8 protein-coding genes are annotated in these 12,408 nt (G+C 66.6%); 6 read left to right on the forward strand and 2 right to left on the reverse strand.

What is annotated here, in order from left to right; all coding sequences use genetic code 11:
• The first annotated feature begins 50 nt into the window (after positions 1 to 50).
• The 6 genes from BGN97_RS05735 (at position 51) to BGN97_RS05760 (ending at position 7,220) form a co-directional block, all read left to right on the forward strand.
• A complete protein-coding gene (locus tag BGN97_RS05735; RefSeq protein WP_292698804.1) occupies positions 51 to 1,352 on the forward strand; it encodes a GntR family transcriptional regulator in 1,302 nt (433 codons plus the stop codon).
• A gap of 253 nt (positions 1,353 to 1,605) precedes the next feature.
• Entirely contained in the window at positions 1,606 to 2,910 is a 1,305-nt protein-coding gene (locus tag BGN97_RS05740) for a glycoside hydrolase family 125 protein (protein WP_292698806.1), read from the forward strand.
• 92 nt (positions 2,911 to 3,002) lie between these two features.
• A complete protein-coding gene (locus BGN97_RS05745; protein WP_292698808.1) occupies positions 3,003 to 3,902 on the forward strand; it encodes a sugar ABC transporter permease in 900 nt (299 codons plus the stop codon).
• Positions 3,899 to 4,774, forward strand: a complete 876-nt coding sequence (locus BGN97_RS05750) for a carbohydrate ABC transporter permease (protein ID WP_292698810.1) — start codon at positions 3,899 to 3,901, stop codon at positions 4,772 to 4,774. The genes BGN97_RS05745 and BGN97_RS05750 overlap by 4 nt, the downstream gene beginning before the upstream one ends.
• A 61-nt stretch (positions 4,775 to 4,835) precedes the next feature.
• Positions 4,836 to 6,086, forward strand: a complete 1,251-nt coding sequence (locus BGN97_RS05755; RefSeq protein ID WP_292698812.1) for an ABC transporter substrate-binding protein — start codon at positions 4,836 to 4,838, stop codon at positions 6,084 to 6,086.
• A 66-nt stretch (positions 6,087 to 6,152) separates the two neighbouring features.
• On the forward strand, positions 6,153 to 7,220 hold the full coding sequence (locus BGN97_RS05760; protein WP_292698814.1) for a glycoside hydrolase family 76 protein: 1,068 nt from the start codon (positions 6,153 to 6,155) through the stop codon (positions 7,218 to 7,220).
• A 129-nt stretch (positions 7,221 to 7,349) separates the two neighbouring features.
• On the opposite strand, the gene BGN97_RS05765 is transcribed toward BGN97_RS05760, so the two are convergent.
• Positions 7,350 to 9,533, reverse strand: coding sequence for a YhgE/Pip domain-containing protein (locus BGN97_RS05765; protein WP_292698816.1), 2,184 nt, complete (start codon positions 9,531 to 9,533; stop codon positions 7,350 to 7,352).
• On the reverse strand, positions 9,530 to 12,388 hold the full coding sequence (locus BGN97_RS05770) for a YhgE/Pip family protein (RefSeq protein WP_292698818.1): 2,859 nt from the start codon (positions 12,386 to 12,388) through the stop codon (positions 9,530 to 9,532). Before BGN97_RS05770 ends, BGN97_RS05765 begins: the two co-directional genes overlap by 4 nt.
• Positions 12,389 to 12,408: the final 20 nt, after the last annotated feature.

A 12,408-nucleotide genomic window follows, 5' to 3' on the forward strand; every position in this document is an offset into this window, starting at 1 on the left:
AGGAGCGGATCGTGGGACCCCGTGTCACGGAGCCCGGGTGCGCGTCTCGGGTGACGCGCACCCCGGCATCCTATCCACTCGTTCGGTCTTTGACTGGGCCGCTTGACGTCGGCGGTGTATCTGGACTCTGTCTGAAAAACGCCGGTCAGAGGGCAGTCTTCTGCGCTGCGTCGGACGGGGCGACAGGTGCTGCCTATGATGAATATGTGCAATCAGTGACGTCGGGGGGAGAATCGGTGCTCTATCGGCAGGTGTATGAGGATCTGCGACGCCGCATCGCGGAGGGTGAGTACAGCGTCGGTGATCGACTTCCATCGGAGGTCGAGCTTTCCGAGAGGTACGCCGTGAGCGTGATCACCACCAAGCGCGCTCTGGAGCTGCTCCGCGCGGATGGGCTGATCATGCGCCGCCCGCGTCTGGGCACGTTCGTCACCAGCACGATGGCGGATTCCGCTGCCGAACCCGAGGTCGTCCACCCTGCAATCCGGTCCTCGTCGACGTCTGTGATCGGCTGCGTCGTCACGAACTTCGACGACGCATTCGGCACACAGGTGCTAGAAGGTGTGCTGGCTGCGGCGGGCACGGCCGAGCACATCCTGCTGATGCGCACCATGGGCGATGGTGCCGTGGAGGATGAGGCGATCCGATCGCTCACCGACAGCGGAGTCGCCGGGCTTATCCTGCAGCCTTCCTCCTCTGAGTACATCCCGCCGGCTGCCCTGGAGCTGGTCGCCCGACGGTTCCCTCTCACCATCCTCGACCGCGTCTTCGACGGGGTGCCTGTGACGTCGGTGCGCTCTGACAACATCGCGGGCGGGGTGGTCGCCACCGAGCACTTGATCGCCCTGGGGCATGGGCATATCGGGTTCGTGAGCGCGGCGAGTCATGTGTCGACGACCGATGAGCGCCGTACCGGTTACATCCGGGCTCACGCCGCGCATCACCTCGCTCTCGATCAGGCGGCCCAGCTCACGTCACTCGGCTCCACGACCCCCGGCACCGAGGCAACCACGCAGGAGGATGTCGCTGTGCTCGTGGAGTTCATCCGCGCTCGGCCTGACGTCACCGCCTACGTAGCTGCCGAGTACAACCTGGCGCTGCTGCTGCGCGATGCCTGCGAGCAGCTCGGGCGTCGCGTACCCGAGGACGTGTCGATCGTGTGCTTCGATCACCCGGAGGCGCACTTCGACTCTCGCTTGTTCCGGTTCACGCACGTGCGCCAGCAGCAGCACGAACTCGGCCGACGTGCGTTGCTCAGTGTGCGCCGGCAGATCTCCGCGCCCCAGGATGCCGAGAAGATCATGTTGCCGATCGACCTTGTGCCCGGGGGGTCGGTCTCCCCAGTGCGCTGAGCGCACCGCGCAGGCAGCACAGCGCCCGACAGCGCGATGCGCTGCTTCGACCTGGTCGTGAGCAGCGGCGCTCCGGCGGGAGTGTCAGCCAGTATTGAATATGCGTACCGTCGTCAACGCGTGAACATCTAGATTCATGCGGCGTGCTTCCCTGTGCTGGCAGGATTCTCGCGGAGCGTTGTGTGCACATATTGAACATGTATAATCGACGCAGGCGATGGTTGATCGTCTTCATCGTCGAAGAGGAGAGAGCGTGTTCCAGCTTCCGGAGTCATTGCGCACCGAGCTCGTAGCAGGGGTGGCCGCAGCCTGCGGGGAACGCGCGGCGGACATCTTCAACCGCTGCTTCACGGACACCCTCGAGAACACCATCGCGATGCAGGCCGACGGGACGGCGTTCATGGTGACCGGGGACATTCCGGCGATGTGGCAGCGTGACTCGGCGGCGCAGCTCGCGCCCTACCTGCACTTCCTGGATCGGGTGCCTGAACTCGCTGAGATCGTCATCGCGGTCAATCGTCGGCAACTCGGTGGCATGCTGCACGACCCCTACGCGAACGCGTTCAATGCCGAGGCGAACGGGAACGGGCATCAGGACGACCGCACGGACATGACGCCGTGGACCTGGGAGCGCAAGTACGAGATCGATTCGCTGTGTTATCCGCTGCAGCTCGCGGAGGACATCTGGCGGATCACCGGCCGTACGGACCACCTCGACGAGCAGTACGCCCGTGCCGTCCGTGCAGCGATGGGCGTCTTCCGTATCGAACAGGACCATGAGGCGCATTCGGCGTATCGATTCGAGCGCTTCGACGCCCCGCAGTCGGACACCCTCGTGCGAGCCGGTCGTGGCTCGCTCACGGTGCCGACGGGGATGTCATGGTCGGCATTCCGGCCCAGCGACGACGCATGCGACTTCGGTTACAACGTGCCGGGGAACGCCTTCGCCGCGGTCGTACTGGCAGGGGTCGTGCGGATCGCGCGAGACGTGCTCGATGATGAGGTGCTCGCGGATGAGGCAGACGCGCTGCGCGACCAGATCGAGACGGGAATCCGCGCGCACGCGGTCGTCACGGTGGCCGGCGGGGAGATCTACGCGTATGAGGTCGACGGGCTTGGCGGCGCACTGCTGGCCGACGATGCCAACGTGCCCAGCCTGCTCGCGCTGCCCTACATCGGATGGTGCGACGCCGGCGACCCGCTCTACCAGCGCACCCGGGCGTTCGTCCTCAGCGACGCCAACCCGACGTTCGCTTCCGGTTCAGCGGCGAAGGGCATCGGCAGCCCGCATACGCCGGATGGACACATCTGGCCGATCGCGCTCGCGCTGCAGGGGCTCACTGCCACCGATCCTGACGAGAAGAAGCGCCTGCTCGAGATGCTCGTGAGCACTGACGCCGGTACTGGCATGATGCACGAGTCCTTCCACAAGGACGATCCTGCGACATTCACCCGCGAATGGTTCTCGTGGGCGAATGCCATGTTCTGCGAACTGGCCCTCGATGTGGCGGGTCTGCGCAGTTACGTGCGAGTCCCGGAAGGAAGCGTCCGAGGATGAACTCAGCCTCGCCGACGACCGTCGAGCGACGCGCCGGCGCTCGTGTCGCGGCCGAACCCCGCCAGCGCACAATCGATCCAGTCGGAAGGCAGATGGCGCGCAGTGCCTGGTGGTTCCTGGCAGTGCCGCTGGTGCTGTTCGCGATCTTCGTGATGCTGCCGCTGATCATCTCTCTGGTCATGAGTTTCACCGATTACGCGGTGGTCAGTAAGCCCGAATGGCTCGGCTGGGACAATTACGTCGCCATCCTTCACGACGACTTCTTCTGGCTCGCGCTGCGCAACACCGCCTGGTACACCGTTCTCTTCGTGCCGCTTGGCCTGGTCGTCGCTCTGACGACGGCGCTTCTCGTCAATCGCAGCAGCAGACTCTCCCGGCTCTTCCGCACGCTCTACTACATCCCTGTCGTTTCGTCGACCGTCGGCACTGCGACCATCTGGTACTGGCTGCTGAATCCGCAGATCGGGCTTCTGAACGTCGTGCTCGGGTGGTTCGGTGTCGATGGCCCGGCATGGCTCTACGACTCCAACTGGGCCATGGTCGCCATCGTGCTCATGAGCGTGTGGGCGGGTTTCGGGACCCACATGATCATGTTCCTCGGCGGGCTTCAGGGAGTGCCGCTGGATCTCTACGAGGCGGCGAGGCTGGACGGGGCGAATGCCTGGCAGACGTTCCGCCACATCACGCTTCCGTCGCTGAGTCGCACCACCTATCTGGTGTCGACGCTGCTGATCATCGCCGCCTTCCAGGTGTTCGACCAGGCGTACGTGCTCACGAAAGGTGGGCCAGGGAATTCAACGGTCACGATCGTGTACTACATCTACGACAAGGGCTTCGGCTCCCTCGAGATGGGTTATGCGTCCGCGCTGTCCTTCGTGCTGTTCCTGGTGATTCTCGTCTTCGCGCTGATCAACACGCGCCTGACGCTGTCGCACGATCGGGCGCCGAAGGCGCGCGGCCGTCGAAACACTCGTCGAGGAGGCGTCCGATGAGGGGTGTCTCCGTTCGCAAGCGCATCGGCCGGATCCTCTGGATCGTCGCGGCGTCACTGGTGGCAGTCACCACCGTCGCACCGCTGGTGTGGACCCTGGCAACCTCCTTCAAGCCGGCCGGGGAGATCCTGGCGGGGGCACTGAACTTGATACCCCAGAACCCGACGATCGACAACTATGTGCGTGTCTTCAGCGACGCGCCATTCGCCCGCTACTTCCTGAACTCGCTCATCCTCGGCGTCGGCGGCGCGGTGACCAACGTCTTCTTCGGCTCCCTCGCCGGATATGCGCTGGCGCGACTCCGCTTCCGCGGCCGGGGCGGCATCTTCGCTCTGTATCTCAGCTCGATGATGGTGCCGGCCATCGTGACGATGATCCCGACGTTCCTGATCCTGCGGTACTTCCCGCTGATGGGCGGCAATGACATCCTCGGCCAGGGCGGTGTCGGGTTCCTCAACACCTACGCGGCGGTCATCCTGCCGGGCGCAGCCGGAGCCTTCGCAGTCTTCTTCATGAAGCAGTTCTTCGAGACACTTCCGCCGGAGCTCGGCGATGCCGCACGCATCGACGGTGCGGGCGAGTTCCGCATCTTCTCACAGATCTACTTCCCTCTTGCCAGAGCCGGGGTCAGCGTCCTCGCGATCCTGAGCTTCCAAGCCGGCTGGAACAACTTCGTCTGGCCACTGATCGTGCTCAACGACCCGGCGATGCTCACCGTGCAGGTGGGACTGGCGTCCTTCGTCGATGCCTATGAGACCGCGGTCGGCCCGCTGATGGCTGGCACGGTGGTCGCGAGCCTCCCGGTGCTGCTGGTCTTCCTGTTCGCGCAGCGCTACATCATCGAGGGCGTCGCGCACACCGGAAGCAAATGACGGGCCTTCGACAGACTCACCCGAACCAGACTCTTAACCGCAACAACCCACAGGAGAATCGATGAAGATCAGATACGTGACCGCCGCCGGGGCACTTCTCGTCACGGCAGCCCTCGCCCTCACCGGATGCTCCGCGCCCGGCAGCGGATCCGGCGATGGAGGACGCGAGCCGGTCGTGATGTGGGGCTCATGGTCGGGTGACCAGGTCGCCCAGCTCGACAAGCAGGCCGCAGCGTTCAACGCCTCACAGAACAAGTACGAGGTCTCCTACGTCGCGCAGGAGGCGGTCGAGCAGAAGCTGCTCACTGCCATCGCCGGTGGACAGGTGCCCGATCTCGTGATGTGGGACCGCTTCCAGACCTCACTCTACGCACCGAAGGGCGCGCTCGCAGACCTCGACGATCGGATCGCGAAGGACAACGTCGACACGGCGGCCTTCTACCAGCCCGCGCTGAAGGAGATGCAGGTCGACGGCAAGCAGTACGGCATTCCGCTGCTGGTGGACAACCGCTCGCTGTTCTACAACGTCACCGAACTCGAGAAGGCGGGATTGAAGCCACCCACGAACTGGAACGAGCTGCGTGATACCGCAGTGGCGCTCACGGAGCGTGACGGCGGCAAGCTCACGCGTGCGGGCTTCGACCTCTCCGACCCTGGCCTGTTCAGCATGTGGCTTGCTCAGGCGGGCGGGCACCTGGTCAGCGAAGACGGCAGCAAGACCGCCTTCAACAGTCCTCAGGGTCTCGAGGTGCTGCAGTTCTGGAAGCAGCTGATGGAGGACGGAGTGTGGCAGCAGGGCTTCGGCGACGGCGCCAACCCGTTCGCCGAGGGAAAGCTCGCCATGCGCCTGGACGGGCCGTGGGCACTCTCCGAGCTCGACAAGGTGAAGGGTCTCGATTACGGCATCGTCCCCCCGCCCGCTGGACCGAACGGCGACAAGGGCGCGAACATGGGCGGATTCGGGCTGGTCATCCCCGCCGCGTCGAAGCACCAGGACGGCGCGTGGGAGTTCATCAAGTGGTGGACCACTCAGCCCAAGAACGGTGTCGATTTCGGCAAGATCTCCGGCTGGATCCCGGCGAACATCGAGGCCGCGAACGACCCGTTCTTCACCGACGACCCGCACTACGCGGCATTCATCAAGACACTCGACTTCGCGACGACCCGCCCGCAGGTCGAGGGGTACTCCGACGTGGAGGGCAAGGCGCTCATCCCCGCGCTGCAGGAGTTCATGTCCGGCAAGCTCACCGCCGAGGAAGCGCTGAAGAAGGCCCAGCAGCAGGGCGACAAGATCCTCGCCGACGCCCGCTGACCCCTCTTGGGCCGGGGCGCTGCCGTGCTCCGGCCCATGCTCCCGAGACGCACAGAGAACGGAATCATGACCACGACCGACGTCCTGACCTGGACCGACTACGCGAATGCTGCTCAGTCCAGCCTTGACCACTACTTCGCCGTTCCCGGCATCCAGTTCCTCGAGAACAGCCACCCCCACGACACCGGGGACACGGCAACCTTCAACTACTGGTGGCTCGCGCACGTCATCGATGCGCGCATCGACGCCTGGCAGCGCACCGGCGACGAACGGTGGCACCGCGCGGCAGTCGCCGCCGTCGAGAACATCGTGGAGCGCAACGGCGGCTCGCTGTTCAACGACTACTTCGACGACATGCTCTGGTTCGCCCTGGCGCTCGAGCGCCTGCACCGGGCGTCCGGTGAGAAGCGCTGGCTCGATGACGCCCTGGCCATCTGGGATCACGTGGTGGAGTTCGGCTGGAACGACGCTCAGGGCGAGAGCCTGGCATGGCGGAAGCAGCAGCTGGAGTACAAGAACACCCCGGCGAACGGGCCGCTGATCATCCTTTCGCTGCGACTCGAGCGAGCACTCCCGCAGGGGACCCGCGACTTCCGCGACTATGCGGTGACTGCCATGGCCTGGTTGGAGGATCGTCTCGTCGGCGACGACGGCTTCGTCGAGGACGGCATCAACCGTGAGGGTGATGGGCGCATCGACACCCAGTGGCGTTTCACCTACAACCAAGGCCTGTATGTCGGCGCCGCGGTCGAGCTCCTGAAGACCTCCGGGGATCGCGTCTACCGCGAGCGGGCCACCCGAACGGCACTCACGGCGATCTCCGCACTCAGCGACGGCGCCGTGTTCCGCGACGAGGGCGATGGCGGTGACGAGGGGCTGTTCAAGGGCATCTACTACCGTTACCTCGGCGAGCTGCTGCCGCTGCTTCCGGTCGACGGTCTGGAGCGTGCGCGTTTGGAGCGCTTCGTCGTCGACGGGACCGATGCGCTCGTGGCGCACGCGTGGCGTGAGGGCACCATCTATCCGGGGAACGACTGGTCGAAGCCCTGGACCGGACCGATTCCCTACTCGACCATGCTGAGTGCGATCATGGCGACCGAACTCCGCGCCAGGATCGAGGACGCGCGGGCCTGACGCAGCGGTCTATCTCCACGTTCGACCCGGAGACGACGCGCCGGCCGCGCGGCTCTCTCAGTCAGGTGGATGTCGGCATCGTCGGCATCCACCTGGCAGACGGCTAGCGCTATCGGGCTACGGAGCTGTTCACATGAGCTTGGTGGAGTGCAGCGCCTGCAGCATCTTCTGGTTGGCGTGGATGAACGGCAGGCGCAGTGCAAGGCCGAGCAGCAGCGCAGGCACGGCGAACAGCGCGAGCCAGCCGAGCGAGACCCAGTAGTCGTTGCGGTAGATGCCGGCGATCGCCGAGCGCATCGCGTTCACCGCATGCGTGGCGGGGAGGAACGGGGTGATGTTCTGGAACCACTGCGGCAGCACCTGCAGCGGGTAGGCGCCTCCGGAGCCGGAGATCTGGATAACCAGCAGCAGCACGGCCAGCGCCTTGCCCGCGTTGCCGAAGGTCACCACGAACGTGTAGATGATCAGCTGGAACACGAGAGAGCTCACCCAGCCCGCCAGGAGCAGCAGGAGCGGATGCTGCGGCTGCACCTGCGTGAACAGGATGCTGCCCATGCACACCAGCGAGCTCTGCAGGAGACCGACGATCGCGAAGATCCCGAACCGGCCCAGGTACGTCTCGGCGGGGGAGAGCGGGGGAAGCGGCGAGCCCTCGCCCTGCGGCGGGTCGACGCGGATCGACACCGCGGTCAGCAGCGCCCCGACCCACAGCGCGAGCACGGTGTACAGCGGCGTCATCGCGGCGCCGAAGCTCACGACCGAGTAGACCGGCACGCGGTCCAGCCCGACCGGTTCGGCGAGGAACGTCGCCAGGGCCTTCGGGTCGGACCCGATCACGCTGCTGAGCTCGCTCAGGTCGCCCGTGTCGATGGCCTTCGTCAGTGCGGCATCCAGCTGGTCGAACCGGTCGGCGGTCTCCGAGAGCGACTGCGAGATCCCGGTGGTCAGACCCTCGGCATCCGCCAGCGCACTGCTCAGCGAGCCCGAACCGGTGAGCGACTTCGCCGCGGCGGAGAGCTCGCCGCAGATGCCCTGCACGTCGCGACCGATCGAGGCGAGCGTGCCGGCGAGGGCGTCGAGCTTGGGCTGCAGGCTGCCCGTGTAGGCGCTGCGGGCGTCCTGCACGGCAGCCTTGGCCTGGGCGATCAGCTGCGAGATCTCGGCGTGCATGGCCTGGCTGTCGGCGTTGCCCTCGGCGATCTGGGTCGCGCCGTCCTCCAGCCGGTCCTGCAGGGCCTGCTCGCGGGCGATCGCGGCGTCGATGCGCGACACGGCGGCGTCGAACGAGTCCAGCGTGCTCTCGGGGAGCAGCGGACGGACGGTGTTCACCAGGTCGTCGCGCAGCCTCTGGTGCTGATCGACCTGCGTCTGCACCCGGGTCGCGACGGCCCGGAGCGAATCGGCCGAGCTCGTCGCCTGCGCGTTCATCGACGCGAACACGTCGTCGACGCTGTCGGCGACCGCCTGATAGCTGTCGGCTGTGCCGGAGAGCGCGTCGCCGAGCGCCGAGGTGGTCGAGGCGAGCACCTGCTTCAGCGACTGCGCGGCCTTCTTGCCGTCGCCCAGCGCGCCGGTGGCGCTGCGCAGGGCATCGCCGGAAGCGGATGCCAGCCCCGAGGCGCTGTCGACCAGGGGACGGCTCGACGAGATCAGCGCGGTGAACATGTCGGCGGTCGACGCGCCGGCGCGCAGCTGCGCGGCGACCTCGCCCACGTGGGCCTGCAGGCGGGACAGCGCTGCCTGGGTGTCGGCGTCGTCGAGGTACTTCGACAGCGACGTGATGATCCCGAGGCCCGCCTCGCTGAGCGTGGACGTGAACGCCTCGTTGATGGTCGTGGCGACCTCGCCGGCGCCCTGTCCCGTGATCTTCGGGGCCAGGGCGTTCTTCTTCTCGTTCGTGTAGTACTCGATGCGCGTGCGCTCGGCGCCGTTCGAGTAGAACGTCATCATGTCGGTGCTGAACGTCGGCGGCAGCACGATCGCGGCGTAGTACGCGCCCGACCGGGTGCCGTCGATCGCGTCGTCCTTCGACGTGAACACCCAGTCCAGGTCGTGGTTCGCGCGCAGCGTGGAGAGCACCTGGTCGCCCACGTTCAGGCGGATCGGCACGAGGTCGCTCTGGTACCCCTCGTCGGTGCTGGCGACGGCGACCTTCAGGTTCTTGGTGTTGTCGAACGGGTTCCAGCTGGCGATCACGTTGAACCACGTGAACAGCGAGGGGATCACGACCAGGCCGAAGAGCACGATCACGGCCATGACGCTGCTCGTGGCACGGCGCAGATCGAAGCGGAGCACCTGCAGGATGTTCCTCATGCGCGCTCCCCTCCTTCCTGCGTGGGTTCCTCTTCGGAGACGTGCGGTGCTGTTTCGTCGGGTTCCGGATGCTGTGCATCCGCAGCGTCCTCGGGTGCGTCGACCGTCTCGGCATCCGCAGGATCCGGGTCGGTCGCGACGTCGGCATCCGCCTCGACATCAGCGTCCGTGTCGGCATCCGGGCCGAACAGCTCGTCCAGCACGGCCGTGTCGTCGTCCGGTTCGGACTCGACGTCCGTCCGCTCGAGCACCGCGGTGCGCACGGCATCCGAGCCTCCTGCCGACGCGACGGATGCTCCGGAACCTGCGAGCAGCACGCCGTCGCCGGCGGTCTCGTCGATCAGCGCTTGCCGCAGCTCGGCATCCGGCATCTCACCCAGTTCGGCTGCCCGCTCGATGCTCTGCTTGATGTACTCCAGGGCCACGAGGAACGCGATCAGGATCAGGCACCACAGCGCCCACAGGCCGAGCATGGTCGCCTTGGCACCGGGCAGCAGCCAGGCGGCGACACCGATCACGGCCATCACCGCGGCGCCGACGATCAGGGTGAGCCGCAGCCGGGTCGAGTACCGCTCGGTGAACCTGCGTGCACGCTCCGCGACCTGCGCGCGGTAGCCGTCGCCGTCGGTCAGGGCGCGGATGATCTGCGGCGTGTGACGACGACCGGTGATCTGCACGTCCTCGCTCACCAGCAGCTCGCTCTCCGACAGCCGGCGGTTGAACAGCAGGGCGAAGTTGCCCAGCCGGCGGCGCAGGAACAGCCCGAGCGCGAACGCCAGCACGACGTAGATCGCGAGCGTTCCCATCGCGCGCCACCAGGCGCCGTCGTAGAAGCCGCTGATGGTCTCGCGCAGGGCGTCGATTCCGTAGGTGAACGGCAGGAACGGGTAGAGCCCGCGGAAGAAGTCCGGCATCATCTCGATCGGGTACAGGCCGGATGCCCCGGGGATCTGGAAGATCGCCAGCAGGATGCACAGGCCCTTGCCCACATACCCGAAGCACACCGAGAGCGCGTAGATGATGCTGAGGTACGCCAGGCCGATGAGCACGCTGGTGCCCACGAACGCGAAGGCGTTCGCCGTCTGCACGCCGATGAACAGGTTGCCCACCGAGACGAGCACCGCCTGGCACACGCCGATCGCGGCGAACAGCATCCAGCGGCCGAGGTAGGCCTGCCGCACGGTGACGCCCTCGACGCCCTCGGTGTCGACCTCGAGGCGGAAGATCACCATCAGCACGAACGCGCCGATCCAGAGCGTGAGGTTCGTGAACAGCGCGGCCATCGCCGAGCCGTAGGCCTTGGTCGGGAACATGGCGTTCTCGTGCACCTCGACGGGCGAGGCCATGAAGTTCGCGATCTGCTCGGGGTTCAGGCCGCTGATGGTGCTCAGCCTGTTCCAGATGTCTGCCGCGCTGAGCGCCAGCACGTCGGTGCGCACACCGCTCAGGCCCGACTCCGCGGTGGCGAGGTTGCCGTCCAGCGCGCCGAGGGCGGCGGTCGTCGACGCGAGCTGGGTCTTCAGCCCGGAGAGCAGGTTCTGCGCCTGGGTGATCTGGGAGCGCTGGGCGCCGAGAGCCGCCGAGAAGCCGTCGGCGCTGGCCGACAGCGCCGACATCGCCCGGTTGAGCTCGGGGATGCTCTTCGTCAGCGCATCGCGGATGGCGCCCGCCGAGGTCGCCGCCTGCGAGGTCGCGGCATTCACCTTGTCGGCCGCGGTCTTGACCGAGCCGATCGTGTTCGTGACGTCGCCGTTCAGCGTCTTCAACTGGTCGAGCACCTGCTGGTCGTCGGCGTTGCGCTGCTTCAGGTCGTCGATGGCCTGGCGGAGCTTCTGCGCGGCCTCGGAGCCGGGGTCGGTCTGATCCAGCACGGACTGCAGCTCGTCGAGCGCCGCACCGTTCGCCTTGACGACGGCCGACAGGTCGTCGATCGCGGTGCCGACCGCCACGTTCGCCTGCTGCAGGCCGGCCGACAGGGTCGCGATCGACGCGTTCATCTTCGACGAGGCGTCGGCGATGAGCGTGGCACCCGACACGTAGGCGGACGTGACCTTGTCGGTGACGGTGAGCAGTTCCTGCTGCGCCTCGGCGGCGAGGGCCTGCGCCTGCGCGACCGCGGACTGCACCTTGCCGAGCGTCTTGTCGACCCTGCCCAGAGTGCCCGCGGCGCTGTCCAGGCGGCTCTGCGCGTCGGCGAGACCGCTCTGCAGTTCGGTGATGCGTCCGCGTGCGGACGAGACCTTCGCGACGGCGTCGTCGAGCGCGGCGACCGAGCTGTCGCGCGCGTCGCCGAGGCGGTCCTCGACATCTGCTCCGACGCCCTTCAGCTGCTCTGTGACGGCCTTCGAGACCACCGACACGAAGGTGCCGTTGATCTGGGTGTCGAGGGTGGAGGCCCCGACGTCGGTGATCTTCGGCGCGATCGCGTTGGCCTTCTCGTTGACGTAGTACTTCAGCTCGGGGCGGGTGAACTCGCCGGTCGTGATGCTGAGGAAGTCGCGGCTGAAGTCCGGGGGGATGATGATCGCGGCGTAGCTGCGGCCGCTGCGCACGGCATCCATCGCCTCGTCCTCGTCGAGGAACTGCCAGCCGAGCTGGTCGTTCTTCTCGAGCTGATCGACGAGCTCTCCGCCCACATCGATGCGGCCGGTGAGGTCGGAGGAGGCACCGTCGTCCTGGTTGACGATCGCCACGCTGACGTGCTGGGTGTTCGAGTAGGGATCCCAGAACGCGACGATGTTGAACCACGCGTACAGCGATGGTGTGACGATCACGCCGATGATGATGATCCACGCCTTGCTGACGCGCGCGAGGCGGCCGAGATCGCGGCGGAACACGCTCCACGCGTTGGGCATCGCACCTCCCGGCAGGCCAG

The organism is Microbacterium sp. 69-10 (assembly GCF_001897945.1).
GTDB lineage: Bacteria > Actinomycetota > Actinomycetes > Actinomycetales > Microbacteriaceae > Microbacterium.

Bases quoted from the DNA above. Each gene is read 5' to 3' on its own strand.
- BGN97_RS05745 (WP_292698808.1), top strand. From the start codon at position 3,003: ATGGCGCGCAGTGCCTGGTGGTTCCTGGCAGTGCCGCTGGTGCTGTTC.
- BGN97_RS05750 (WP_292698810.1), top strand. From the start codon at position 3,899: ATGAGGGGTGTCTCCGTTCGCAAGCGCATCGGCCGGATCCTCTGGATC.
- BGN97_RS05755 (WP_292698812.1), top strand. From the start codon at position 4,836: ATGAAGATCAGATACGTGACCGCCGCCGGGGCACTTCTCGTCACGGCA.
- BGN97_RS05760 (WP_292698814.1), top strand. From the start codon at position 6,153: ATGACCACGACCGACGTCCTGACCTGGACCGACTACGCGAATGCTGCT.
- BGN97_RS05765 (WP_292698816.1), bottom strand. From the start codon at position 9,533: ATGAGGAACATCCTGCAGGTGCTCCGCTTCGATCTGCGCCGTGCCACG.
- BGN97_RS05770 (WP_292698818.1), bottom strand. From the start codon at position 12,388: ATGCCCAACGCGTGGAGCGTGTTCCGCCGCGATCTCGGCCGCCTCGCG.